The following is a 24,334-nucleotide window of genomic DNA, read 5'->3' as shown; positions in this document are numbered from 1 at the left end:
CTTTCCATCTCTTCCGTCTTATCCACATAAATATCCGCAATTTTCTGGTAATCCAGCATTTCTTCCGTACCGAAAACTAGTTTTTCCACACCTAGCCTGTGTAAAATGCTGATGGCTCCCTTGGCAAAATGGTCAGCCGACTGGACAGACACCAAAAAGGGCATCTCGACAACAAGATCTGCCCCGTGTTCCAAGGCCATTTGAGCCCGTGTCCACTTATCCACAATGGCTGGCTCACCCCGTTGCATAAAATTGCCAGACATAACTACGATTTTCAAGCCTTCCGCCTGTTCCAGCAGGTATTTATGTCCCGTGTGAAAGGGATTGTATTCTGCAATAATCCCTGAAATCATGCCTTGACCGCCTTGAAAAACCACCGCTGGCTGGTTTCTGTCGGAGCTTGATCTTCAAAGTCCGCAAAGACTTCCACAGATGCAAAACCAGCTTGTTTCAACAATTCCACATAGGCTTCAATTGGATAGGTCCGCTCTTCATGAACTTCATCCCGACGGATAAATCGCTCCTCTTGACTTTCCTCATCTTTGACAAAGAAGGTCAATTCATGAACAATGGAATACTCATGCTCCCCTTCATAGGTGTCCCAGACAAAGGCAAAATCCTCGTAGTTTTCATGGTAGCTATAGCCTGCAAACATTTCCTCCATTTGATAAATGGAGTGAACGTCAAAAAGGAAAGTACCACCTTGATTGAGAACAGAGTGAACTCCTTCAAAGACCCGCAAAACAGCTTCTTGGTCCGACATATAGCACAGACTGTCCGAGTAACAGGTCACCGCATCGAACTCTCCAACACCTTCCAGAGCCATCATATCTGCTTGGGCCAGTTCCATCATGACACCAGCAGCTTCTGCTTTTTTCTGGGCCAATTCCAACATTTCATAGGACAGGTCAAGCCCTGTCACTTCAAAGCCCTTTTGAGCAAAACGTACAGCCTGAATCCCTGTCCCACAGGCCAATTCCAAAATTGTCTTGGTGTCTTGTGGCAAGTTCCGCAAGCTAAAATCTGTCCATTTATCATACAAGCTGTCATCCATGATTTCATCATAGACCGCCGCAAAGGTTTCATAAGTTGCCATATTTTCCCATTTTTCCTTTCATAAAAAGCAGCCAATCGACTGCTTCATTAACTCACACTGTGTTCAAGAAGTCATAGTTTTGAGTTGTTGACAAACTCTTTTTGCCAGTCGAGTTCTCTCAACTCTCACTACTCCTCTTCTAAAAAGTCTGCGACTTCCAGGAAGCTGCCTTCGTGCCATAATTTTTCAAGGTTGTAGAGGTCACGCATTTCTTCTGAGAAGATATGAACGACTACGCCTCCAAGGTCCAAAAGGACCCAGCCACCGTTACTATCGCCTTCTACACGGCTACCCTTGATCCCAACTTCCGCTACCTTTTCACGGATGTTTTCCGCAATAGCCTCCAACTGACGACTGTTCATGGAACTGGCAATCACAAAGTAGTCTGTCAGGCTGGTCACACCTTGAACATCAATTACAACAAGGTCCTCAGCTCGCTTGTCATCAGCAGCCTGGACCACAACTTTTACTAAATCTAGTTCTTTCATCTTATCCTCTAATTATATTTTCTAATGTATCCACCTGGGCAAAATTCCATGACCAGATAGTTTCATACTGACCAATCAAGTCGTTTGCTGGAAGATCTGCTGTATAGGGAGTAGTGGTTCCATCTTTGATGACCGCTACGGTGTAGCCCAATTCAAAGGCCACCTTGATAGTTGTATCAATACAGAAATTGGTCGACATCCCCATGACAATCAATCGCTCAATCCCTTGCTCTTCAAGATAGGCTTGCAAGTTCGTATCCTTGAAGGCAGAACTGTACCTCTTGTCAACAATCTTCTCGTCAACCAAAGGAGCCACTGCTGGATGGATGTCCCAACCATGACTGCCTGTGGCAAATTCCTCGTCATTTTGACGGACATAGATAAGCTCTATCCCCGCTTGACGAGCTTTTGTGATGCTATCTTGCCAGAGGGCTAATCGCTCTTCAATGGCATAAGGTTTTTCCTCCACTAGGAGGTTTTGAATGTCAACGACTAACAATGCAGATTTCAAAACTTGACCCCAGGCGTTTCCAAACGGAACACCAATTCCCTTTCTTCTTCAAGATCTAAGACAAAACCATTTTTCTCCAAGAGTCTTGCCATCTTTTGGTTGCCCTTGACATAAGAGACAATCAAATGATTACAGACAGGGTGCTTCTGAGCCAGTTGAATAACAGCTTCCAAAGCTGCCTGTCCATAGCCTTTCCCCTGAAATTCTTGACCAATCATAAACCGCCAGAGCATATATTGTTGGATGTCCTCATCAATGTCAATCAAAGCAAAGCCAACAACCTGCTCATCTGCCCAGATGGCATAGGGAAAGACATCGCCGTTATTTCTATATAACCAGGCATCTGCCAAGGAACGCACGTTGGGAGCCACGAAGCCCTTATCTGCCTCAGCTACTGTCAAGTCCAAGACAGCTTGATAGGAACTTTCATCCACAGGTTTTAATGCAATCATTCTTGCTCCTTCAACAAAGCAACATATCCATTATAGGTTTCCAAAGTTTGTGGATAAATGGGAATCCCCTTCTTGGCCAAGTAAGAAATGGTTTGAGCAGTTTCATAGGCTACCGCCTTGTCCAAGGACTCTTTTGCAATCCGTCGCGCCTCATCCACCCCAGGAAAATCCCGATTGGGTTCGATGTAGTCCGCCACATAGAGCACCTTGTCCAGCAAGGTCATCTGCCCAGCACCAACGGTGTGTCGTTGAATGGCTTGGAAAATCTCCTCATCTTTCAAGCCAAAATCTTCTGCAATTTTATAGGCCCCAACCACACCGTGCCAGATGTTATTATCCCAGTTAAGCAGGTCCTTGTCCAAATTATACTTGGCAATCAAATCCAGAAAGACTTGGTCTTCCACTTCTTTGGCATAATCATGCAAAAGCGCTGCCAGACTGGCTTTTTTCGGATCACAGCCGTATTGGTCTGCCAAGGCAAGCGCCGCCTGCTCCACACCCAAGACATGTTGGAAGCGCGCTGGCTTCATGGCTACACGGATTTTTTCCAAAAGAGCCTGACGGTCAAATGTCAAATCTGCTGCAATCATTGGTAGAGTCCCTTTTCTTCGATATAGTCCAGAACTTCATGAGGCACCATAAAATTCGGCACCCGTCCTTGCTTGATAAAGCTTCGTACCATGCTGGAGGAAATGTCCATCAAGGGCACATCTACCCAGATAACAGGATAGGAAGTCCCTGCCTTGTAACGAGGACGCTGGACACCAACAAACTGCACCATCTGGACCAATTCATCAATCCTGTGCCATTTTGGGAGATAGTCTACCATATCTGCACCGATGATAAAATAATAATCCGTATCAGGATTTTTTTCCGTCAGCAATTTCATAGTGTCGTAGGTATAGCTGACACCACGGCGTTCCAGTTCAATGGTTTCGATCCCCAAGCCCTCCATACCTGCAATAGCCATCTTGAGCATGGAATAGCGATGGTATTCGTCAATGGTTTCTTTTGTATCCACATGGGGTGGAAGGAATTCTGGCATGAGCAGGACTTCATCCAGCTTCAACTGTTGACGGACCTGGTCTGCCACAATCAAATGAGCATTGTGGACAGGATTGAAATTCCCTCCCAGAATCCCCACTTGTTTGCGATTGGTTTCTTTCTTTTCAACCTCTAATTCAACCTTGGTAAAGGGTGTTAAGAGTTCAATAGCCATAGGCTCTCCTTCTTAGATTTCTTTGACCTGTTTGGAAATTTTACGGTTCTCTTTCTTGCTAGATTGTTTGAATAAAATCAAGATGCGACCGATTTTTTGGACCGTATCCACACCGATTTCTTCTTCCAAGATTTCAGCTACTTCGTGGATGTTTTCATCCGTATTTTGTAGCAAGGTCACCTTGATCAATTCACGCGCGTCCAACGCCTGACGAACACTGGTTTTAATCTGGTCATTGAGACCATTTTTCCCAATCTGAATGATGGGTTTGAGACTGTGTGCCTGACTGTTCAAAAAGGCACGTTGTTTTGAAGTTAATGACATCTATTTTTCCTATGTTTCTATATTTATCGTCATTTAGTTTATCTTTTATTACGTCGACGAATGAGGAAACTTTGTTTCCTTATTTCCAACTTCAAACAGTCTGGGGGACTGTTTCAAGTCAATGCCTAGAAACAAGAAAGCATTGAGTTATGCCTGCGGCTCGTTGCCTAGTACTAAAAGTAAACTAAAAGACTATATTGGCTAACAAATGTAACCAGGACTCACATCTAAATAATCGCCTTGCGGATCACCACATCCACACCCTTAGGTGCCCAGGCAGCAATCTTAGCCTTTTCATTGACACGAATCCAACCAAGACCTGAGAAGACCACATCCGTCTTTTCGTTGATGGTAAATTCATGACGGACCAGTTCAGGAAATTCTTTCAATTCCTTGCTGGTTGGCGGCACTAAAAGTGAGCCCGCATGTTTCTGGTAAAATTCACTAGCTCCCTGCAGTTTGGTGCGGTGGAGCTGCAATTCATTGTCAAAGAAAGCCGTAAAGCCTTGGCGTTCACCAGCCACAAAGTCAAATCGTCCCAGACCAGCCAAGAACAAGGTTTGTTCTGGATTGAGCTGGTAGGTCTTTGGCTTGATTTCTTTCCGAGGGCTGATGTACTTGAGGTTTTTAGCCGTCAAATAATGGGCCATCTGGTGACGATGGATAATTCCTGGCGTGTCATAGATGTATGAACCATCATCCAGAGGAATTTCAATCTTATCCAGCGTCGTTCCAGGGAAACGTGAAGTCGTAATGACATCCTTGTCCCCTGTGATTTCTTGGATAATAGCATTGATCAAGGTTGATTTGCCAACGTTGGTCACGCCGACCACATAGACATCCCGTCCCTTGCGGTGTTGTTCAATCTTTTCAATCAAATCCTTGATAGCCTGCTTGTTTTGGGCTGAAGTCAAGACCACATCAACTGGTCGCATGCCGATTTCATGTGCCCGCTCGGTCAACCACTGAGTGACCTTGCCTGTCTTGACAGACTTGGGTAAAATGTCCTGCTTGTTGCCAACCAAAAGCACATCATTGCCTGAAATAAAGCGAGGCAAACCTGGAATGACTGAACCATTAAAATCAAAAATATCAATGACATTAACCACCAAGGCATCGCTTTCTCCTACGCTATGGAGGAGTTTCAAGAAATCGTCATCCGAGATATTGACATCTGAAATCTCATTGTAATGGCGCAAACGGAAACAACGTTGGCAGTAGAGTTGCCCTGTTTCCAAGCCTTTTTCTAGGGCTGATTGAGGTGTAAAACCAGCGACAGCCTTGTCTAGCGTCTGAATCTGGGCACCACAGCCGATACAAAATAATTCTTCCACTTACATCTCCCTCTTATAGTCTATCGCTCCATATTTGGCGATGATTTTCTTCATGGTCCGTCGCTCACGCCAACGGTTAATCTGCGTATTAATAGAGTCCGTCTTTATCAAGGGTTTGACCAAGACAGACTTGAGACCTGCTCGCTTAGCAGCCCGAATATCCGTCATCAGCTGATCGCCAATCATGACCACTTCATGTGGCTGGACATCATAGCGTTTAAGGGCTCGGTTAATCCCAAAGGTGAAAGGCTTGAGAGCGAAGGCTTCAAATTCAATCCCAAATTTTTCAACCGCCCGTTTGACACGTTCGTATTTATTGTTAGACACCACCACAACGGGAATGCCTGCGTCTCGCAAATCATGTAACCACTGGCGCATCTCTGGCGTTCCATCAGGATTGTTCCATGCAATCAAGGTATTATCCAAATCGACAAAGACCACCTTAATACCCTGTTTTTTTAAACTGTCAACTGTCACATCATAAGCCTTTTCCAAGGCAAAATCTGGCATGTAATTTTCTAATGTCACGGAGTTCTCCAAAGAATTTTATCAGATAATTATACCATTTTTCTAAGAAAAATGCGAATGGATGACCAAAATGAAAAACACCCGGCAACACCGAGTGTCTATTCTTACTCCTGTTTACTTTCTAAAATCCAATCCTTTGGAATGAAAATCATGTGGGTTAGAAGCCAATCAATATCCAGCGAGTATTTTGAAAAGGCAAAGCCAATTTGTTCAAGACCAGAATCATCCTCATCCAACCCCAAAATCGTCGCTGCATGGCCATAATCAGCATGACTATCGTCAAAGAGGCGCCAAGTTAGGGCCTTGTAAACCAATTTTTTGGCATCATATAGAGTATAGGTTTCTCTATATTCCGAAAAAGCCAGACAGTCCTTACCTTTAGGCTCTACACCCTTGATTTGAGCGATGGCAATCAGACTATCGTAATTGTGATAACGTAGGGAACTGTTTAAAGATTGGGCCAAACTGACTGCGTAGTCCAAGGCCAAGTCACTCACCTCAACTGCCACAGTCCCCAACTGTTTCCGTAGTGGATTGAGCAAATCAGCTGCAAAGTGCGCCAACTCTTCTCGGATTTCTTGAGGCAAATTCTCTATGTCTTCAAGAATAACTCCCCTATCTTTCTCAGAGCCCTTATAGACATTGGTTTCAAGCCCTTGCTCCCCTAGACGCTCTAACTCAGATTCGAAGCCACTGTTCCCTTCATGTATATATTGTAAGAGAGCTTCATAATAGCCCTTGGGCAGTAAAATCTGATCTACATTTTCTTGACTTGCGATGGTTTTCATGGTTCCCTCCCACCATTTATTTATAATGTTATTGTAACAAGATTACATTTTTTTGTAAACCATTTCAACTTTTTACATAAATATAGTTAGGACCTGCAGAAATTCACCAAAACAAACGTGTCCCATGAACCTGGTCAACTGGTAATTGTTCCAATAAGTCAGGCACATTGTCCACTGTCAAACCCCCACCAATCAAGATTTCAAGCTTACCTTGGGCATAGGAAACAATCTCCTGCAACCAATCCACATTGTTCAAGGCAGAACCAGTCAAACTTCCTCTGGTCAAAATCCGAGTTACTCCATGTTCTGCCAACCAATCAATCGCTTCAAACTGACGTTGACGAGAGATTTGGTCAAAAGCCATGTGAAAGACAAGTTGACAGCCCTGCGATACCGCAAACAGTCCTTTCAAAGCGACTTCATCCAGCCAATTATCCTCTGTCAAAGCACCAAATACCAAGCCATCCGAACCCAGCTCTTTAGCTACTTTGCAATCCTCGAGCATGATCTCAAGCTCAACCTCATCGTAGCAAAAATCACCACCACGGGGACGAATCATGGTCATGACTGTCGCATCCTGATCATGTGCCAGTTGGCAAACATGTTTGATTACAGCATAGCTCGGTGTCGTCCCTCCGACTGCCAAATTGTCGCAGAGTTCAATCCGTTGGGCGCCCATCGATATAGCTTGGGCAACATCTACATGATTTTCCGAACAAAATTCTTTTATCATGGTCATTCCTCTCCAAGTCTTTTTCTTTAGTATAACAAAAAAGAGTATATTAACCAATACTCTTCTCAGAAATAATACTATCCTTTAATGAAATAAGAAGGACTGCTCCTACAATCAAGACCATGCCAAGTACATCCACTGCATAAAAATGTTCATTAAGCAACCAGACCGCAAAAAAGACTGATGCAATCGGCTCAATAGAAGCAAGCAGACTGGCATTGATTGGACCAACCATGGTAACACCTTTTAGAAAGACCGTATAAGCAAAGATGGTCCCAACACCGACTATCCCTACTAGGCCCAGCAAATTCCCTCCATCCAAAAAAAGTGGTTCTTGCCAGGTCTGTAGACCAAGAGTTACCATCAGACCACCCATCAGCATGCCCAGACCAATGACCACCAAGCTACCATACTGACCAATCAGTTTAACAGGTAAAATAATATAAAGGGCATAGGTCAGGGCTGAAAAAAGTCCCCAAGCTAAGCCAAGTGGCGTGATAGCCAACTCCGTCAACTGTCCATGAGTCGCAATCAATAGAGTACCGACGATTGCCAAGACAATCGATACCACCTCTATACCTGATGGCTTTTGTCTATGTTTTAAACAGGTATAGGCCAGAACCAAGATAGGACAAAGATATTGGAGAACAGTTGCCGTACCTGCATTTGTATAAGCGATAGCCTGCAAGTAAGCCAACTGATTGAGGGCGAGACCAAACAAGGCAAAGAAGAATATGCCCAGCAAGGCTCGACCATTTTTCAACAGGGCCAATAACTCCCTTCTTGCCGTCAACACACATAGCCCTAGCAAAACAAGGCCCGAAAGCAGCAAGCGCAGGGAGGTTATCACCTCGACCGAGATGCCTCGTCCAATCAGGTATTGCCCACTCACCCCCGAAAGCCCCCAAGCTATCCCTGCAATTAAGGTTATCAAGGTTCCCAATCTTTTTTCTGCCATCCTATCTCCTTCTCACATAGTGAATACTTCCATTATACCAAAAGAGTAGGACACCGTCCCACTCTCTCATTTCATTATTCTGCTAAGCCCACAAACTCTACAAATCGCATAAAGGCTGCCTGTCCTTCTGGAGTACGTTTGTAGACACCTGCATCCTCTAGGACACGGGCAAAGATTTGTCCGACGGATGCTCGAATGACCTCTTCAGCCGTTTCTTCTGTCACAACTGGATGTTCTGCTTTTAACCTGTCTGCCCAAGGCTGATGATAAGCTGCCACCTGACTAGCTTGACCGAGTAAGTATTTCTTGACTTCAGCCAATTCTGCCTTTAAACGTGGGGGTAAAATAGCCAAGCCCATGACCTCAATCAAGCCGATATTTTCTTTCTTGATATGTTGCACATCTGGATGTGGATGATAGATGCCATCTGGAAACTCTTCTGAGGTCTGATTGTCGCGGAGAACCAAATCCAGCTCGTACAAGTCCCCTCGTTTCCGGGCAATAGGAGTGATGGTATGATGGGGAGTTCCATCCGTCTCAGCCTTAATCTGAACCCTATCATCTGAGTAGCTCCGCCATTTTTCCAAGATTTTAGTCGCTAAACCAAGAAGCGATGGCTTATCTGCTGAACTCAAGCGAATGACCGACATGGGCCATTTAACAATGCCAGCCGAAACGGACTCAAAGCCAGCAAAAACCAGCTGGTGCTCAATCGGAGCCTTTTCCATGGCAAAACTGTGCCGCCCACCCTGATAGTGATTGTGGGTCAAGATGGAGCCACCCGAGATTGGTAAGTCTGAGTTAGAGCCGACAAAATAATTTGGAAAGATGTCTAGCAAGTCCAAAAGCTGTTCAAAGGTTTTGGGACTAATAACCATGGGGACATGCTCTTGGTTCAAGAAAATGGCATGTTCATTGTAGTAAGCATAGGGTGAATACTGGAAGCCCCACTTTTCCTGACCAAGATCCAAGTGAATGATTCGGTGGTTGGCGCGTGCTGGATGGTTAATCCGGCCTTGGTAGCCCTCATTTTCCATGCAGAGCAGGCACTGAGGATAGTTAGAAGCCTCTGCTAAACGGGCTGCCGCAATAGCTTTGGGATCCTTCTCAGGTTTGGACAGATTGATGGTAATTTCTAGGTTGCCATAGTCTGTCGGTGTTTGATAATAGATATTTTTCGCAACAGCAGCCACCTTGATGTAGTCATTGCGCTTGCTCAATTCATAGAAGTCGCCAATCGCTTGCTCTGGACTGTCCTGATAGGTCTGCCAAAAATCACGATTGACCTGACTCGGACTCGGTGTCATCAAATCCATCAAACAAGACCCAACCATGTCCTGCTCTTCCAGCAATTCACCCACAAAACCAGTTCGAACTCCATGAGCCAATAGTTCATCTTTTAATTCAATCAAGTCCTCTAACTCTGTTTGAACAGTCAAAACCTGGTCTCCCACCAAAGCCAAGACTCGATTGCGCAGGTAAAGAGCATCCATTTCCTCAAAACTACTGTTGGCAATGACCTGCTCAACAAAACGTTCCACCAATCCTGTCATCATTTCTCCAATCTATTATTAAAAATAGTCTTTCAGTTTACTTTTTGTACAAGCTCCAACTGTCTGGGGATAGTTGGAGCTTGGAAATCACACATACGATAGCGAGTTATAGTCATCAAGTACGGCAAAGCGAGTTCCCTAATGATGACATTATTTGAAGCAGGAAATCCTGAAACGAAGTTTCCTCGTTAGCCGAAGTAATAAAAGACAAAATGAAAGACTATAAGACGCGAGAGCCTCCAGCAATCTCAGCTACATAGAAGCTTGGTTCATAGCCGACAACCTCAGTATAGGTCTTGCCGACATTTTCAGTAAAGGCATCCACCTTATCCTTATGGACAATAGCAATACCACAGCCACCGAAACCAGCTCCTGTCATCCGAGCACCAAGAACGCCTTCTTGCTCCCAAGCTGTATGGGCCAATGTATCCAATTCCAAACCGGTCACTTCATAATCATGTTCCAAGGAAACATGAGAAGCATTGACCAAACGACCAAAGGTTGCCAAATCTCCTTCTTCCAAGGCCTTACGAGCCTGCAAGGTCCGTTGATTTTCTAAGACAGCATGGCGGGCACGCTTGATACGGTTCTCATCCTTAATCAAATAGCTATATTGATCAAAGGTCCATTCATCCAATTCTCCCAGAGTTTGAATATTCAAGACTGCATTCAATTCCTCCACCGCTTTTTCACATTCCGCACGGCGCTCATTGTACTTAGAATCTGCCAATTCACGGCGTTTGTTGGTGTTCATGATGACAATCACATGGTCACCCAAATCAAGTGGCACCAATTCATACTCCAAGCTATTGGTATCAAGGTAAATCGCCCGATTATCTGCTCCCATACCGATAGCAAACTGGTCCATGATTCCTGAATTGACACCGATAAAATGATTTTCCGTTTGTTTCCCAATTTTCACCAAATCAAGACGCGTCAATTCAAGTCCATACAACTCTTCTGCAATGATGCCAATCAAGAGTTCCAGAGAAGCTGACGATGACAAGCCTGAGCCATTTGGAATGTTACCGTAAACAAAGACTTCCATACCTGTATCAATGCTATGTCCTGCTTCTTGCAAGAACTTGAGCACACCCTTGGCATAGTTGGTCCAGTTGTCCGCCTTATCAAAGACCAGATTGTTCAAATCCACTTCAATCACACCAACTTCTTCAAAGTTTGCGGAATAAAAACGTAGAAGCTGGTCGTCCCGTTTGCGAGCAGCCCCATAAGTCCCCAAGGTAATAGCAGCAGGGAAAACATGACCACCATTGTAGTCCGTGTGCTCACCTATCAGGTTAATCCGACCTGGTGAGAAGAAAGTTGCATCTGCCTCTTGACCAAACACATCGAGAAAGGCTTGCTTGAGTTGTTCTGTGTTCATAGGAACCTCCTAGATTTTGTAATCGTTTTCTTTTATTGTACAACTCAAATTTTAAAAAGTCAATATATTTACTAAAAATTTACTAATTTTATGTTTTGTGCTATACTAGAGACAAATAGACTGGAGAAAAACATGGTTACTATCAAAGATATTGCCAAACAAGCAGACCTATCCCCTGCAACCATTTCAAGAGTTCTAAAGGGCGACCTGACCTTATCCGTCAGCCCAGAAACCCGACAAAAAATCTTGAACTTGGCTCAAGACTTAGGCTACACCAAGCACCTCAAGAAACAAGCACCTCAGCAAAAAGGCACCATCGGTATTGTCCAGTGGTACACTGAGAGCGAAGAATTGGCTGACCTCTACTACTATTCCATCCGGGCCAGCATCGAGCAGACCGCCAGCCTACTCGGCTACCAAATCGTCCGCTCCTTCAACGACCTGACCAATCCCCTGCTTCAAGGATTAGACGGCATCATCGCAGTTGGCAAATTTTCTTCTGGGCAAATAGCAGAGCTGGCTAGCCTATCTTCTAAGCTCATTTTTGTGGACTCTGATACACTGACCGAAGGATTCTCCTGCGTCACAACTGACTTTGAACACTCTGTCCAGACAGTTATCGACCACTTCCATTCACAAGGTCTGACTGATATTGGACTCCTAGTCGGACAGGAAGAAACCACAGACGGACACCAACTGCCAACAGACCCTCGCCTGACTGCCTTTCGAACCTACCTGAACACCTTGGGTATTCTCCAAGAAGATTACATCTACCAAGGGAAATTCTCCACCCAGTCAGGCTATGAGCTGATGAGCCAAGCTATCACAGACCTGGGCGACCAACTGCCCCCAGCCTTTTTTATGGCAAATGATACCCTAGCTGTCGGTGCCCTTCGAGCCCTTCAAGAACACCAAATCGCCGTGCCAGAACGGGTCCAACTCATCACCTTTAACGATACAGCCATCACGCGCCAAGTCTACCCAGCCCTGTCATCTATCAGTGTCTTCACAGAAGAAATGGGACAGGAAGCCATGCAGCTGCTGGACCGTATCATAACAAGTCCAACACCCCACCATCCCCGTAAGATTAAACTAGGTACCCAGCTGGTTATACGGGAGAGTTCTTACTAAAAGTGCATACAAAAAACCGAGAGTTCACAACGAATTCTCGGTTTTCTTATGTTTATCCAATACTCAATGAAAATCAAAATCAAACTAGCTCCAAAGGTTCGGAGATAGAGCGAACGTCTTCGGTTCTCTCCTAAGCAGATAGAACTCTACTACTTTCGCATTTTCAAGTAGTAGGCTGCAAAGCTCCACTGGAGCTTTACACTCATCAAATCAAGTCAACAACGTTTGAGTTTGACTTTCGAAGAGTATTAATCCAACAACTTAGCCAGTTCCTCTGCCAAGAGTTGTTGTGCAACCTGCGGGTTGGCTTGTCCCTTGGTTGCTTTCATCAAGAAGCCTGTAAAGGCCTTATCGGCATTGCGTTTACCAGACTTGAAGTCAACTACGGCTGCTTCATTATCCGCAAAGACTTGGTGGATAATCGGAATGAGAACAGCAGGGTCTGAAATCTGTACCAAACCAGCTTTCTCTACGTATGCCTTAGCAGAGCCACCTTCTTTGGCCAGGTGAACAAAGACTTTCTTGGCAATCTTAGATGAGATGGTTCCATCCGCAATCAAGGCAATCATCTCCACCAAGTTTTCAGGTGTTAAAGAGATTTGCTCAATAGTCTTACCTTCAGCATTGAGGAACTGAGCCACTTCACCCTGCAACCAGTTAGAAACTTGTTTAGCATCACCACCTGCTGCCACTGCTGTTTCGAAGAAGTCAGACAGAGCCTTGGTAGACGTCAACTGACCAGCATCATAGGCTGTCAAGCCCAAGTTTTCCACGTAGTTAGCACGGCGAGCCTTTGGAAAGACTGGCAATTCTGCACGCACTTCCTCAATCCAGCTATCATCAATCTCGTAGAGCGGTAGGTCTGGCTCTGGGAAGTAACGGTAGTCAGCTGAACCTTCCTTGACACGCATGAGAATGGTTTCACCAGTAGATTCATCGTAACGACGAGTTTCCTGCTGGATTTGACCACCTGAACGCAAGATTTTCGCCTGACGTTCTACTTCGTGCTGTAAGCCCTTGCGAACATAGTTGAAGGAGTTGAGGTTTTTCAACTCAGTCTTGGTACCAAATTTCTCCTGACCATAGGGACGAAGCGAGATGTTGGCATCCACGCGCATAGAACCTTCTTCCATCTTCACATCTGAAATACCAGTGTATTGGATAATTTCCTTGAGAGCTGTCAAATAGGCATAGGCTTCTTCAGGCGAACGCATATCGGCTTCTGATACAATCTCAATCAATGGCACGCCCTGACGGTTGAGGTCTACATAAGAGTAGCCGTCTGTCCCGTGGGTATTCTTACCAGCATCCTCCTCCAAATGCGCACGTTCGATACGGATTTTCTTGGTTGAACCGTCTTCTAGCTCAATCTCAATCCAGCCATTGTAGCCAATCGGCTCGTCAAACTGGGAAATCTGATAGGCTTTCGGGTTATCAGGATAGAAATAGTTCTTACGGTCAAAGTGCATTTCCTTGTGAATGTCCATGTTCAAGGCCAAGGCAGCCTTAATACCAGCATCCACAACACCCTTGTTAAGAACAGGAAGAACACCTGGGAAAGACCAGTCAATCACGTTGGTATTGGCATTTGGATCCTCACCAAAATGCGCAGATGAAGGTGAGAAAATTTTCGAGTTGGTATTCAACTCCACATGGACTTCTAGACCAATAATCGTTTCAAAGTTCATTAATTAGCACCTCCAAAAATCACTGGTTGTTGCTTGTGGTAATCTGTTGTCGCTTCAAAGGCAGCAGCTACTTGGTAAATGGTCTCTTCTGAGTATTTTGGACCAATCAACTGCAAACCGACTGGCAAGCCTTCAACAAAACCAGCAGGAATCGAAAGACCAGGAAGACCTGCCAAGTTGACAGGAATGGTCAAAAGGTCCGCCAAATACATGGCCACAGGGTCATGGTTGAGCGTGTCCAAACCAAAGGCAACCGTCGGAGCAGTTGGCCCCAAAATCAAGTCATAGTCCGCAAAGACTTTTTCAAAATCTTGGATAATCAAGGTCCGCACCTGGCCAGCCTTCTTGAAGTAGGCATCGTAGTAACCAGATGACAAGCTAAATGTACCTAACATAATACGGCGTTTGACTTCCTCACCAAAACCTTGGCTACGGGTTTTCACGTAAATCTCATCCAAGTTGGTCGCATCTTCTGCACGGAAACCATAGCGGATACCGTCAAAACGCTGCAAGTTAGAAGAAGCCTCTGATGAAGCGATAATGTAGTAAACAGCAACCCCATACTTAGAATGTGGCAGGCTGACTTCCTCGATAATGGCACCCAAGCTTTCCAAGTGCTTAGCAGCCTTGAGAATGGTTTCCTTGACCTGCGGATCAATCCCTTCGCCCATGTATTCTTTTGGCAGAGCAATCTTCATACCCTTGATGTCCTGACCAATCTTGCTAGTGAAGTCAGCAATTTCATTGATGGTTGATGTCGCATCCTTGACATCATGACCAGAGATGACACTGAGCAACTGGGCATTTTCCTTAACTGTCTGTGAGAATGGACCAATCTGGTCAAGAGATGAACCAAAGGCAATCAGACCAAAACGTGACACCGTTCCATAAGTTGGTTTCATCCCAACAATACCATTAAAGGCAGCTGGTTGGCGGATAGAGCCACCTGTGTCAGAACCGAGTGACAAACGGACTTGACCAGACGCAACAGCAGCAGCTGAGCCACCTGATGAACCACCAGGAACTTTTGTCTGGTCCCAAGCATTTTTTGTCGGTTTGAAGGCAGAGTTCTCATTAGAACCACCCATGGCAAACTCATCCATGTTGGTCTTACCAACAACAATCATATCCTTTGCGTAGGCCTGAGCAACCGATGTCGCATCGAAAATCGGCTCATAATTATAAAGCATTTTTGAAGCAGCAGTGGTCAAAATCCCCTTCGTAGAGATATTATCCTTAACTGCCAAAGGAATCCCTGCCATAACATTTTCTGCATCAATCCCCTTTTCATCAAGGGCAGCAGCTTGCGCCAAGGCCGCAGCTTCCGTAATGGTCAAGAAAGCATCTACAGCTCCCTCACGGCTCTTAATGTCTTCCAAGGTTGCCTTGGTCAACTCAACCGCAGAAATCTCCTTCTTGACAAGGAGATCATGCAATTCATCAATAGTTTTATTGTTAAAAGTCATTAGGCATCTCCTCCCCCGTCTAGAATAGCTGGTACCTTGATAAAGTTATCTTGTGATTCAGGCACATTTTTAAAGAGCTCCTCACGGCTCTCACCTTTTTGGGCAATATCTGCTCGCAAGACATTCTTACGGTCAGCCATGGTAGTCGTCACCGCAACACCTGCCGTATCTACTTCATTGAGCAATTCAACCATATCGACAATCTTGCTCAAACTTGTCGCAAATTCCGCTGTTTCTTGATCCGAAAACTCCAGCTTAGACAGCTTGGCAACGTGACGGACTTCAGCTTCAGAAATCTTCATTCTTACTTTCCTCCTAATGGAAATCTATCTTCTCATTATACCATATTTCCAGCTCCACACAAAGGTAGATATTCCCTCCGATGGAAGCTTTTTTTCGGCAAAAAACCAGTCTAACGACTGGTTCCTAAACCCTAATCTATAATGGTCGCACCAAGCACATGGCGCAGATGGTTGAGAGCAAACTGATGGCTCTCCTCCGTCAATGCGGCAATTGCAGAAGCCACGACCTCAATCCGATAGCCTTTATTGTAGGCATCAATAGCTGTATGCAGGACACAAATATCCGACAGGACACCTGTCAAGACCACCGTATCCACCCGACGTTCTCTCAAACGAACATCCAAATCCGTCCCAGAAAAGGCCGAATAATGTCGCTTGTCCATCCAACGAACACGGGCATGATCCTTGTTTTCACTATAAAAATCCGCCAAAGGACCGTACAAATCTCGCCCGTCTGTTCCCATGATATTGTGAGGTGGAAAGAGCTTGCTTTCAGGATGCAACTCATCCCCCTCTTCATGACCATCAATGGCAAAGACGATATAGTCCCCATTTTCAAAGGCTTCTTTGGTCACTTGGGCAATCCGCTCAGCAATAGCTTGGGCAGGTTTCCCTGCTGTTAATTTGCCCTGGTCTGCCACAAAATCCACCGTATAATCAATCGAAATCAATGCTTTGGTCATCTTAGTAATCACGCTTCTTAATTTCATCAAAAATAGCTGGAATAAGGACCTTCAAATAGGTTCCTTTCATACCAAGCGAACGGCTTTCAATAATCCCTGCACTTTCCAGCTTACGAAGGGCATTGACAATGACCGAGCGGGTAATGCCGATGCGGTCAGCAATAACAGAAGCCGTCAACTGACCTTCATTGCCATTTAACTCGCCCAGAATTGCCGCAACAGCCTTCATTTCAGAATAAGAAAGGGTGTTAACCGCCATATTGACCGCTGCACGGCGACGAATATTCTTCTCATCTTCTTCCCGCTGGAAGTTGAGCAACTGGATACCTACCACCGTCGAGGCAATTTCAACCAGAATCAAGTCATCTTCATGGAATTGTTCCTCGTTACGCCAGATAATCAAGCTACCAAAACGAATCCCCGTCACATGAATAGGCGCAATGGTGGTCAAACCATTTGGATAGGTCGCACGAGATTCCACAGGAATAGCAGTCAATTCACTCTCCACAGGCAAATTAACCTGAGTATCATAAACTTGGGCAACAGCTTTTACATAGTCTTCCGGAAACTGTTTATTTTGGAAAAATTCCTCCACACGATCATTATTGGTCTTGTAGTTCATGTGGTAACCCAAAACCTCTCCCTCACTATTGATAATGCAAGAGTTACAATCGATAATAGCCGACAAGTGCTCCGCAATGGCATTATAAGGCAATTCTTCTGCCAGTTGCTCTTCGGAACGCTTCAAAATGGAAGTAATATCCCGAGTTTTTTCTAATAATGTTGTCATATGTTCCTCTTTTTACTGTAGTTACATTCATTATACCGAATTATCAGGCAAATTTCAATAATTATCAGAAAATTTACTGTTGTTGGAAAAGTACTGACAATTAAACGCATAGAAAAAAGAGGCTGAAAACTCAACCTCTGATTACTATCACATTTTGTCTCATTATCTACGGTATTGACGCAAGAAACGAGTCATTTTTTCCTGAATTTCAGCCAGTTCATCCACACGTGGCAGATAGACAATTCGGAAATGGTCCGGATCTTTCCAGTTGAAACCACGACCATGAACCAGCAAAACTTTTTCCTGTTTTAAGAAATCCAAGACGAATTGCTCATCGTCATCTATACGATACATTTCCCGATCAATTTTCGGGAAAATATACAAGCCAGCTTTTGGCTTGACTGCTGACAAACCTGGAATATCAGTAATAGCCTTGGTAATGAATTCACGTTGCTCATAGAGGCGACCACCTGGCATGAGTAGTTTGTCAACAGATTGAACACCGCCCAAGGAAGTCTGAACAACTTGCTGGGCCAAAACGTTTGAACACAAACGCATATTGGACAACATATTCAAGCCTTCGATATAGCCCTTCACGTGTTTTTTAGGACCTGACAGCACCATCCATCCCACACGGAATCCACAGATTCGGTGGGATTTTGACAAGCCATTCATGGTCACGACAAACAAGTCTGGTGCCAAGGTCGCAATAGGAATATGAACCGCACCATCAAAGACCATCCGATCATAAATCTCGTCAGAGAAAATAATCAATTCATGTCTGCGAGCAATATCAATAATTCCCTCCAAAACCTCTTTGGGATAAAGAGCACCCGTTGGGTTGTTAGGGTTGATCAAGACAATAGCCTTGGTCCGTGACGTCACCTTGGCCTCCATATCAGCCAAGTCTGGGTACCAATCCGCTGCCTCATCACAGACATAATGAACAGCCTTACCGCCTGCTAAGCTTACCGCTGCCGTCCAAAGTGGATAGTCTGGCATAGGAACCAAAACTTCATCACCATTGTCTAGCAAGCCCTGCATGGACATGACAATCAACTCACTGACACCATTACCAATATAAATATCTTCAATATCCACATTTGGAAACTTCTTCAACTGACAATACTGCATGACTGCTTTACGGGCTGAAAAAATTCCCTTACTATCAGAATAACCTTCTGACTTACGAGCATTGTGGATAAGGTCACGAATAACCTCATCTGGAGCAGTAAAACCAAATTCAGCAGGGTTTCCTGTATTCAGACGTAAAATCTGCTCACCGTTGGCCCGCATACGCATCGCTTCTTCCAAAACAGGACCACGAATATCATAAGCTACATCATCCAGTTTCGTTGATTTATTAAACTGTTTCATGTCGTCACCTCGACTTTCTTCTATTTTTCTATTTTACTTTAAAAGCAAAAAAAGCACAAGAATCCCTTTACATTTTCTAAAAAAAGACTTATAATATAAATGTAATAATAATCTATCATTCCAGAAATGAAGACTTACTGAAAGGAGTGGCTACTATGACACAATCTTATAAGACTATCCTCGTTGCAGTCGATGGATCCACAGGTGCTGAATTAGCTCTACATAAAGCAATCCACGTTGCCAAACGAAACCAGGCTCGGTTAGTCATTGCCCATGTTATTGATACAAGAGCCCTACATAACGTCGTTGCTTTTGACGCTTCTGTTTACGAAACGCTCGAAAAAGAAGCTGAGCTACTATTAGAAGAATATAAACAAAGTGCAGTGGATGCAGGTTTGAAAGAAGTGCAGCTTCATATCGAATTTGGTAATCCCAAGACCCTGTTAGCAGTAGACATTCCCAAGGAAACCGGTGCCGACCTCATGTTACTTGGCGCAACAGGCCTCAATGCCTTTGAACGCCTCCTTATCGGCTCATCTTCCGAATACATCATGCGCCACGCTAATATTGATTTGCTCATCGTACGCGATGGGGAGAAAAGCCTATAAAACTCGAAAAGACTAGACTTCATTGTCCAGTCTTTTCTTCTGTTTGTCAAGTTCTTCCATAATCTTTGTCTCTGGCGCAAACTTCTCTTCCCAATCCTCTGGTTTTAATATCTTGTGAGTAATAGGATCAAAATGGGCCTTCCCATCTGGAAATTGCTTTCCCATATTGGCAGTATGGACCAAGTCAAAAATCGGTGCCGGATCAACACCCATTAAGACAAAAGAACCATAGGTAAAATAAAGGATATCTAAGAGTGCATCGACCTGGTCCTGTAAAGATACTCTAGCCTGACCCTTGCTCCTCACCTTTTCTACTGCCCGATCCAAGTCTTCATGCAAGCGATGAATATACTCTTGGAAATCCTCCTCGCAGTCGGCAGAGGCATAAAGGAACTCTACCACTTCCTCCAGCTTAAAACCTGCACGGAAAAGTGCTGTCTGCCCATCAAATTCCTTAGGACTTTCCTGAGTAATCCCGTCCATCAAGGCATGAAAATCCTTTACACGATTAAAATTCTCATCTCTACTCTGAAACATCTTTTTCCTCAAGTAAACCTAGGCGAACAAAAGCCTTATAAATACCATCACGATTATTGCTATCTGTCACCAACGAAGCGATCTGTCGAACCCTCTTGGTTGCATTTCCCATCGCTACCGAATATTTAAGGGCTTTTAGCATCTCAAAATCATTATTCGAATCTCCAAAAGCCACCACCTCATCTAAGCTAAAACGATATCTCTCTGCAACTTTTAAGATTCCAGACAGTTTTGAACTTCCCTCACTGATAATATCAGTTGCATAAGGGCTTGAACGAGTAAAGGACAAATCAGTAAATCTTGCTTCCAATTCCCTGGTTTCTCTCTCTGTTGTCAACATCATGAGCTGATAAATCGGTTGTGCCAAATAAGCCCTCAGGTTTGTCTGTCGCTGTGGTCGAACCAAGCGCACCAAACGATTAAAAATAAAATTCACCAAACCAGCAAACTTATCAGGAATAAGCCGACTAACACGGTAGGCGAAATTCCCTGTACCTGTTGACATAATCCCGCTCCCAAAGACCCCTTTAGCAGTGCCAATTGCCAAGTCCTTATGATTCCTCTGGGCATAATCCATCATGGCTTCCACCTGACTCGTGTCTAAAACACGACTATAGATCAGTTCCTCCCTAGAAAAAATGTACTGACCATTGTAGGTAATGGCCAGATCCAAACCCAAACTAGCCATATATTGCAAAACGAAACGGGGGTCCCGACCCGTTGCTAAACCAACCAATATCCCCTTCTTTTTTAAGGAATTAATTGCCGAGATAGTCGACTTACTAACCGTACGCTTATCTGTCAACAAAGTCCCATCAATATCAAAAAATACAGCCTTAATCGTCAACCATCTCACCACCTTTCTTAGAATTGTGTTACAATTAGTATATCACATTTTGAAAGAAACAGAAAATTTATGAAAAAAATTCTCGCCTTACACACAGGTGGAACCATCTCCATGCAAGCCGACCAAGACGGTCACGTAGCAAGCAGTCAAATCAATCCAATGACACAAATCGACACCCCCATTGAAGAAATTCAAGTCACATCCGTCGATTTTCTCAATGTCCCAAGCCCTCATATCCGTTTGGAACACATGATGGCTCTCTATCAAAAAATCAAGACTGAGCAAGACAACTTTGATGGTTTTGTCATTACACATGGCACCGATACACTGGAAGAAACAGCCTATTTCCTTGATACCATGGCTATTCCGGAAAAACCAATCGTATTAACTGGAGCCATGCGTTCATCCAATGAGTTAGGTAGCGACGGAGTTTACAACTATCGAACAGCCCTCCGTGTCGCAGCAGATGAAAAATCCGCAGACAAGGGCGTTCTAGTCGTTATGAATGATGAAATTCATGCCGCAAAATATGTCACCAAAACCCACACAACCAACGTTTCTACCTTCCAAACACCAACCCATGGACCTCTTGGACTGGTTACCAAACGTGAAATTCTCTATTTTAAAACAGCAGAACCTCGTGTCCGATTTGACTTATCACATATCTCTGGGACAGTTCCAATTATCAAAGCCTATGCAGATATGGACTCAGTTCTCCTTGACTCGCTTCCAAGCTCAGCAATTTCAGGCTTGGTCATCGAAGCCCTTGGAGCAGGAAACCTCCCACCGACCATCCTTCCTGCCATCCAAAACCTTCTCACTCAAAACATCCCCATCGTCCTAGTTTCTCGTTGCTTCAATGGAATAGCAGAACCCGTTTATGCCTATCAAGGTGGAGGCATTCAGCTTGAGCAAGAAGGTATCCTCTTTGTCAAAGAATTGAATGCACAAAAAGCACGACTGAAACTACTAATTGCCCTAAACGCAGGTTTGAAAGGGCAAGCGTTAGCTGATTATATCCAAGGCTAAACCTCACATATACTTCAAAAGACCGGCATATTTGCTCGGTCTTTTTCATATCTAATCTAATTCTTCTCTATCCTTCAAATGATTTAACAAAACGGACCAGTTGGGATCTTTCTGCCAATTCTCTTCACTAACAATCTGACTTGCAACTCGTCTGGCTTCCTCCAAAATCGGATAATCTTCCACGATATTAGCCACTTGAAATTCTGGCAAACCTGACTGACGGGTTCCAAAAATTTCACCAGACCCACGCATTTTTAAATCCGCTTCAGCCAGTATAAATCCGTCTGTGGTTTCAGTCATAATCTTCATCCGTTCCTTGCCTGACTCCGTTTTGGGATTGGCAACCAAGATAGCATAGGACTGTTTGTGACCACGCCCAACACGCCCCCTCAACTGATGTAGCTGACTTAAACCAAAACGATCCGCATCCATAATCACCATTACAGTTGCATTGGGCACATTGACTCCTACCTCGATAACAGTTGTCGACACCAAAATAGCTGACTTCCTGTCCTTAAAAGCCTGCATAATCGCATCTTTTTCTTCATTTTTCATCTTACCATGCAACAAATCAACAGTAACACGACTTCCAAAATGTGCTTGTAACTCAGCCTGCAAGTCAATAGCATTCTTCAAATCCAAGGCTTCAGACTCTTCGATCAGGGGAGAAATGAAATAAACCTGAGCCCCACTCCTAAGTTCCTTCTCAAGCCATTCTAATACAGTCGGTAACTGCTGATGTTTAACCCACCGAGTAATAATCGGCTTGCGACCAGCAGGCAGTTGGTTAATGATCGACACATCCATATCGCCAAAGGCAGTAATAGCCAGAGTCCTTGGAATAGGGGTCGCAGTCATCATCAGCACATCAGGATTATCCCCTTTTTCTCGGAACAAACGCCTTTGCTTGACACCAAAACGATGTTGCTCATCCGTCACAACTAGTCCCAGTTGATGATAAGACACACTCTCTTGAATCAGAGCATGCGTCCCAACAATCACATCTACCCGTCCATCAGAAATAGCTTCCAATGCTGTTCTACGTTCTGCCACCTTCATTCCACCCGTCAAAAGTGCAATAGATAAATCTGGAAAAAGCTGGCGCAAACTCTGATAATGTTGTTCTGCCAAAATTTCCGTTGGCACCATAATCGCAGCCTGCATACCAGCCGAAACAGCCGCAAACATGGCTAATCCAGCAACCACCGTCTTACCAGAACCAACATCCCCTTGTAACAAACGATTCATATGACTAGGTGACTGCATGTCAGCCAAAATTTCCGACAAGGCATTGGCCTGGGCAGCCGTCAATTCAAAAGGCAATTTCTCAATCTGTCGATTAACTGTATTCAAATCATACTCAATCATCAAACCATTGGAAACATCTCGATTACCAGCTTTTAAGAGTTGCAACTGCAACTGGAAATAAAATAATTCCTCAAATTTAATCCGTCGCAGAGCTTGCCTGTATTCTTCCAAATTTGTCGGAAAATGCATAGCAAAAACTGCCTGTCTACGATTTAAAAGCCGGTATTTCTCCAACAAAACGATTGGTAAATTCTCTTCCAAGAGCTCCAAATAGCCTTGATCAACAGCCGCTTTTATAGCCTTGACCAAGTTGGTTTGAGAAATTCCTTGAGCCACATGGTAAACAGGCTGCAAATCTTCAGACACCTGAGCTAACACCTTCATGCCAGTTAAACTAGCTTTAGCCTTATCCCATTTCCCCCAAATCGCAACTTCCTGCCCCATTACAATCTTATCAGCTAAGTAAGGTTGATTGAAAAAAGAAACAGAAACCACTACCTCACCCTGCTTAATCGAAAACCGTAGCCGATTTCTCTTATAACCATAATACTGCACATTTGCTGGAGATACCACATGACCGACCACTACAGCCTTTTCCCCATCCTGCAAATCTAATAGTGACTTACTTTCAAAGTCCTCGTACCGAAAAGGATAATAAGTTAATAACTGACCAATCGTCTCAAGGTCTAATTTCAAAAATTTCTCTGCCGATTTTGGTCCAATCCCAGGCAACACTGATAAATAATCTGACAAACTTTTCATAATTTAATTATATAATAAAATTCAATTAGATAACAAAAAAAGGGCTACTGCCCTTCCATATAGTCCGTACGGGATTCGAACCCGTGTTACCGCCGTGAAAAGGCGGTGTCTTAACCCCTTGACCAACGGACCACAATTCATAATGGGCACGAGTGGAATCGAACCACCGACCTCACGCTTATCAGGCGTGCGCTCTAACCATCTGAGCTACGCGCCCAAACGAGTTGTTTGGGTATGAACAATTGTTCAAAGCGGGTGACGAGAATCGAACTCGCGACAACAGCTTGGAAGGCTGTAGTTTTACCACTAAACTACACCCGCTTTCATGGGAGTTAACGGGATCGAACCGCTGACCCTCTGCTTGTAAGGCAGATGCTCTCCCAGCTGAGCTAAACTCCCTTGCGCTAAGCGACTACCGTATCTCACAGGGGGCAACCC

General features: G+C 44.4%; 25 protein-coding genes, 4 tRNA genes and 1 pseudogene. 3 read left to right on the top strand and 27 right to left on the bottom strand.

Annotation, left to right across the window (positions count from 1 at the left end; genetic code table 11):
• From C1G57_RS10845 to C1G57_RS10770, 15 genes are all read right to left on the bottom strand, one after another.
• Nucleotides 1-353, bottom strand: a 353-nt coding sequence (locus C1G57_RS10845; protein ID WP_193434491.1) for a nucleotidyltransferase family protein, incomplete at its 3' end; no start/stop codon positions are given.
• The gene (locus tag C1G57_RS10840) at nucleotides 350-1,096 is read right to left on the bottom strand and encodes a class I SAM-dependent DNA methyltransferase (RefSeq protein ID WP_105114903.1); all 747 of its coding nucleotides are present in this window, start codon (nucleotides 1,094-1,096) and stop codon (nucleotides 350-352) included. The genes C1G57_RS10840 and C1G57_RS10845, both read right to left, overlap by 4 nt.
• Before the next feature lie 128 nt (nucleotides 1,097-1,224).
• Complete coding sequence (gene rsfS / locus C1G57_RS10835) at nucleotides 1,225-1,584, bottom strand: ribosome silencing factor (protein ID WP_029177784.1); 360 nt, start codon at nucleotides 1,582-1,584, stop codon at nucleotides 1,225-1,227.
• A 1-nt stretch (nucleotide 1,585) separates the two neighbouring features.
• Nucleotides 1,586-2,095: a cysteine hydrolase family protein gene (locus C1G57_RS10830; protein WP_105114902.1), complete on the bottom strand. Its 510-nt coding sequence runs from the start codon at nucleotides 2,093-2,095 to the stop codon at nucleotides 1,586-1,588.
• Nucleotides 2,092-2,547: a GNAT family N-acetyltransferase gene (locus C1G57_RS10825; protein ID WP_105114901.1), complete on the bottom strand. Its 456-nt coding sequence runs from the start codon at nucleotides 2,545-2,547 to the stop codon at nucleotides 2,092-2,094. Before C1G57_RS10825 ends, C1G57_RS10830 begins: the two co-directional genes overlap by 4 nt.
• Nucleotides 2,544-3,137: a bis(5'-nucleosyl)-tetraphosphatase (symmetrical) YqeK gene (yqeK, locus tag C1G57_RS10820; protein WP_105114900.1), complete on the bottom strand. Its 594-nt coding sequence runs from the start codon at nucleotides 3,135-3,137 to the stop codon at nucleotides 2,544-2,546. The genes C1G57_RS10825 and yqeK overlap by 4 nt, the downstream gene beginning before the upstream one ends.
• Nucleotides 3,134-3,766: a nicotinate-nucleotide adenylyltransferase gene (locus tag C1G57_RS10815; protein WP_105114899.1), complete on the bottom strand. Its 633-nt coding sequence runs from the start codon at nucleotides 3,764-3,766 to the stop codon at nucleotides 3,134-3,136. The genes yqeK and C1G57_RS10815 overlap by 4 nt, the downstream gene beginning before the upstream one ends.
• 12 nt (nucleotides 3,767-3,778) lie before the next feature.
• Entirely contained in the window at nucleotides 3,779-4,090 is a 312-nt protein-coding gene (gene yhbY, locus C1G57_RS10810; protein ID WP_004195298.1) for a ribosome assembly RNA-binding protein YhbY, read from the bottom strand.
• Between the two features lie 227 nt (nucleotides 4,091-4,317).
• The gene (gene yqeH, locus C1G57_RS10800; protein ID WP_011922650.1) at nucleotides 4,318-5,424 is read right to left on the bottom strand and encodes a ribosome biogenesis GTPase YqeH; all 1,107 of its coding nucleotides are present in this window, start codon (nucleotides 5,422-5,424) and stop codon (nucleotides 4,318-4,320) included.
• A complete protein-coding gene (locus tag C1G57_RS10795; RefSeq protein WP_105114898.1) occupies nucleotides 5,425-5,952 on the bottom strand; it encodes a YqeG family HAD IIIA-type phosphatase in 528 nt (175 codons plus the stop codon). It abuts the gene before it with no gap.
• Between the two features lie 104 nt (nucleotides 5,953-6,056).
• On the bottom strand, nucleotides 6,057-6,740 hold the full coding sequence (locus C1G57_RS10790; RefSeq protein ID WP_105114897.1) for an SEC10/PgrA surface exclusion domain-containing protein: 684 nt from the start codon (nucleotides 6,738-6,740) through the stop codon (nucleotides 6,057-6,059).
• Nucleotides 6,741-6,843: 103 nt separating this feature from the next.
• On the bottom strand, nucleotides 6,844-7,473 hold the full coding sequence (locus tag C1G57_RS10785) for a copper homeostasis protein CutC (protein ID WP_105114896.1): 630 nt from the start codon (nucleotides 7,471-7,473) through the stop codon (nucleotides 6,844-6,846).
• 49 nt (nucleotides 7,474-7,522) lie between these two features.
• Entirely contained in the window at nucleotides 7,523-8,431 is a 909-nt protein-coding gene (locus C1G57_RS10780) for a DMT family transporter (RefSeq protein WP_105114895.1), read from the bottom strand.
• Between the two features lie 74 nt (nucleotides 8,432-8,505).
• Nucleotides 8,506-9,987: a UDP-glucose--hexose-1-phosphate uridylyltransferase gene (galT, locus tag C1G57_RS10775; protein ID WP_105114894.1), complete on the bottom strand. Its 1,482-nt coding sequence runs from the start codon at nucleotides 9,985-9,987 to the stop codon at nucleotides 8,506-8,508.
• A 217-nt stretch (nucleotides 9,988-10,204) separates the two neighbouring features.
• Nucleotides 10,205-11,368, bottom strand: a complete 1,164-nt coding sequence (locus C1G57_RS10770) for a galactokinase (protein WP_105114893.1) — start codon at nucleotides 11,366-11,368, stop codon at nucleotides 10,205-10,207.
• A gap of 132 nt (nucleotides 11,369-11,500) precedes the next feature.
• Here C1G57_RS10770 and C1G57_RS10765 point away from each other — a divergent pair, with 132 nt between their 5' ends.
• Nucleotides 11,501-12,499 carry a LacI family DNA-binding transcriptional regulator gene (locus C1G57_RS10765; RefSeq protein ID WP_105114892.1) on the top strand — a complete coding sequence of 333 codons (999 nt, stop codon included), beginning with the start codon at nucleotides 11,501-11,503 and terminating at the stop codon, nucleotides 12,497-12,499.
• Nucleotides 12,500-12,747: 248 nt separating this feature from the next.
• Here the strand turns inward: C1G57_RS10765 and gatB are convergent, their stop codons facing one another.
• From gatB to C1G57_RS10735, 6 genes are all read right to left on the bottom strand, one after another.
• Nucleotides 12,748-14,187 (bottom strand): Asp-tRNA(Asn)/Glu-tRNA(Gln) amidotransferase subunit GatB, encoded by a 1,440-nt coding sequence (gatB, locus tag C1G57_RS10760; protein ID WP_105114891.1) that lies wholly within the window; start codon nucleotides 14,185-14,187, stop codon nucleotides 12,748-12,750.
• Nucleotides 14,187-15,653: an Asp-tRNA(Asn)/Glu-tRNA(Gln) amidotransferase subunit GatA gene (gatA, locus tag C1G57_RS10755; RefSeq protein ID WP_105114890.1), complete on the bottom strand. Its 1,467-nt coding sequence runs from the start codon at nucleotides 15,651-15,653 to the stop codon at nucleotides 14,187-14,189. The genes gatB and gatA overlap by 1 nt, the downstream gene beginning before the upstream one ends.
• Nucleotides 15,653-15,955, bottom strand: coding sequence for an Asp-tRNA(Asn)/Glu-tRNA(Gln) amidotransferase subunit GatC (gatC, locus tag C1G57_RS10750; protein ID WP_105114889.1), 303 nt, complete (start codon nucleotides 15,953-15,955; stop codon nucleotides 15,653-15,655). Before gatC ends, gatA begins: the two co-directional genes overlap by 1 nt.
• Nucleotides 15,956-16,086: 131 nt before the next feature.
• Complete coding sequence (locus tag C1G57_RS10745; protein ID WP_105114904.1) at nucleotides 16,087-16,638, bottom strand: cysteine hydrolase family protein; 552 nt, start codon at nucleotides 16,636-16,638, stop codon at nucleotides 16,087-16,089.
• A 1-nt stretch (nucleotide 16,639) separates the two neighbouring features.
• Nucleotides 16,640-17,428 (bottom strand): GTP-sensing pleiotropic transcriptional regulator CodY, encoded by a 789-nt coding sequence (codY, locus tag C1G57_RS10740; protein WP_105114888.1) that lies wholly within the window; start codon nucleotides 17,426-17,428, stop codon nucleotides 16,640-16,642.
• Nucleotides 17,429-17,590: 162 nt separating this feature from the next.
• Nucleotides 17,591-18,805: a pyridoxal phosphate-dependent aminotransferase gene (locus C1G57_RS10735; protein WP_105114887.1), complete on the bottom strand. Its 1,215-nt coding sequence runs from the start codon at nucleotides 18,803-18,805 to the stop codon at nucleotides 17,591-17,593.
• Nucleotides 18,806-18,960: 155 nt separating this feature from the next.
• Here C1G57_RS10735 and C1G57_RS10730 point away from each other — a divergent pair, with 155 nt between their 5' ends.
• A complete protein-coding gene (locus C1G57_RS10730) occupies nucleotides 18,961-19,413 on the top strand; it encodes a universal stress protein (RefSeq protein WP_105114886.1) in 453 nt (150 codons plus the stop codon).
• Between the two features lie 12 nt (nucleotides 19,414-19,425).
• Here the strand turns inward: C1G57_RS10730 and C1G57_RS11440 are convergent.
• Nucleotides 19,426-20,797: pseudogene (locus C1G57_RS11440) on the bottom strand (Cof-type HAD-IIB family hydrolase).
• A 69-nt stretch (nucleotides 20,798-20,866) separates the two neighbouring features.
• On the opposite strand from C1G57_RS11440, the gene C1G57_RS10715 reads away from it, so the two are divergent.
• Complete coding sequence (locus tag C1G57_RS10715; protein WP_105114883.1) at nucleotides 20,867-21,826, top strand: asparaginase; 960 nt, start codon at nucleotides 20,867-20,869, stop codon at nucleotides 21,824-21,826.
• Nucleotides 21,827-21,877: 51 nt separating this feature from the next.
• On the opposite strand, the gene recG is transcribed toward C1G57_RS10715, so the two are convergent.
• The 5 genes from recG to C1G57_RS10690 form a co-directional block, all read right to left on the bottom strand.
• On the bottom strand, nucleotides 21,878-23,896 hold the full coding sequence (gene recG, locus C1G57_RS10710) for an ATP-dependent DNA helicase RecG (RefSeq protein ID WP_105114882.1): 2,019 nt from the start codon (nucleotides 23,894-23,896) through the stop codon (nucleotides 21,878-21,880).
• A gap of 60 nt (nucleotides 23,897-23,956) precedes the next feature.
• A tRNA-Glu gene (locus C1G57_RS10705) sits at nucleotides 23,957-24,028 on the bottom strand.
• A gap of 11 nt (nucleotides 24,029-24,039) precedes the next feature.
• Nucleotides 24,040-24,113: transfer RNA gene (locus C1G57_RS10700), tRNA-Ile, on the bottom strand.
• A 33-nt stretch (nucleotides 24,114-24,146) separates the two neighbouring features.
• Nucleotides 24,147-24,217: transfer RNA gene (locus tag C1G57_RS10695), tRNA-Gly, on the bottom strand.
• A gap of 5 nt (nucleotides 24,218-24,222) precedes the next feature.
• Nucleotides 24,223-24,295: transfer RNA gene (locus C1G57_RS10690), tRNA-Val, on the bottom strand.
• Nucleotides 24,296-24,334 lie beyond the last annotated feature (39 nt).

This window comes from Streptococcus suis (genome assembly GCF_002960425.1).
GTDB classification, from domain to species: Bacteria; Bacillota; Bacilli; order Lactobacillales; family Streptococcaceae; genus Streptococcus; species Streptococcus suis_S.
Note: the sequence above shows the minus strand (reverse complement) of the source record. Positions and strands in the feature narration are given on the sequence as shown.

Bases quoted from the DNA above. Each gene is read 5' to 3' on its own strand.
- C1G57_RS10840 (WP_105114903.1), bottom strand. From the start codon at position 1,096: ATGGCAACTTATGAAACCTTTGCGGCGGTCTATGATGAAATCATGGAT.
- rsfS (WP_029177784.1), bottom strand. From the start codon at position 1,584: ATGAAAGAACTAGATTTAGTAAAAGTTGTGGTCCAGGCTGCTGATGAC.
- C1G57_RS10825 (WP_105114901.1), bottom strand. From the start codon at position 2,547: ATGATTGCATTAAAACCTGTGGATGAAAGTTCCTATCAAGCTGTCTTG.
- yqeK (WP_105114900.1), bottom strand. From the start codon at position 3,137: ATGATTGCAGCAGATTTGACATTTGACCGTCAGGCTCTTTTGGAAAAA.
- C1G57_RS10815 (WP_105114899.1), bottom strand. From the start codon at position 3,766: ATGGCTATTGAACTCTTAACACCCTTTACCAAGGTTGAATTAGAGGTT.
- yhbY (WP_004195298.1), bottom strand. From the start codon at position 4,090: ATGTCATTAACTTCAAAACAACGTGCCTTTTTGAACAGTCAGGCACAC.
- C1G57_RS10790 (WP_105114897.1), bottom strand. From the start codon at position 6,740: ATGAAAACCATCGCAAGTCAAGAAAATGTAGATCAGATTTTACTGCCC.
- C1G57_RS10785 (WP_105114896.1), bottom strand. From the start codon at position 7,473: ATGATAAAAGAATTTTGTTCGGAAAATCATGTAGATGTTGCCCAAGCT.
- C1G57_RS10780 (WP_105114895.1), bottom strand. From the start codon at position 8,431: ATGGCAGAAAAAAGATTGGGAACCTTGATAACCTTAATTGCAGGGATA.
- galT (WP_105114894.1), bottom strand. From the start codon at position 9,987: ATGATGACAGGATTGGTGGAACGTTTTGTTGAGCAGGTCATTGCCAAC.
- C1G57_RS10770 (WP_105114893.1), bottom strand. From the start codon at position 11,368: ATGAACACAGAACAACTCAAGCAAGCCTTTCTCGATGTGTTTGGTCAA.
- C1G57_RS10765 (WP_105114892.1), top strand. From the start codon at position 11,501: ATGGTTACTATCAAAGATATTGCCAAACAAGCAGACCTATCCCCTGCA.
- gatB (WP_105114891.1), bottom strand. From the start codon at position 14,187: ATGAACTTTGAAACGATTATTGGTCTAGAAGTCCATGTGGAGTTGAAT.
- gatA (WP_105114890.1), bottom strand. From the start codon at position 15,653: ATGACTTTTAACAATAAAACTATTGATGAATTGCATGATCTCCTTGTC.
- gatC (WP_105114889.1), bottom strand. From the start codon at position 15,955: ATGAAGATTTCTGAAGCTGAAGTCCGTCACGTTGCCAAGCTGTCTAAG.
- C1G57_RS10745 (WP_105114904.1), bottom strand. From the start codon at position 16,638: ATGACCAAAGCATTGATTTCGATTGATTATACGGTGGATTTTGTGGCA.
- codY (WP_105114888.1), bottom strand. From the start codon at position 17,428: ATGACAACATTATTAGAAAAAACTCGGGATATTACTTCCATTTTGAAG.
- C1G57_RS10735 (WP_105114887.1), bottom strand. From the start codon at position 18,805: ATGAAACAGTTTAATAAATCAACGAAACTGGATGATGTAGCTTATGAT.
- C1G57_RS10730 (WP_105114886.1), top strand. From the start codon at position 18,961: ATGACACAATCTTATAAGACTATCCTCGTTGCAGTCGATGGATCCACA.
- C1G57_RS10715 (WP_105114883.1), top strand. From the start codon at position 20,867: ATGAAAAAAATTCTCGCCTTACACACAGGTGGAACCATCTCCATGCAA.
- recG (WP_105114882.1), bottom strand. From the start codon at position 23,896: ATGAAAAGTTTGTCAGATTATTTATCAGTGTTGCCTGGGATTGGACCA.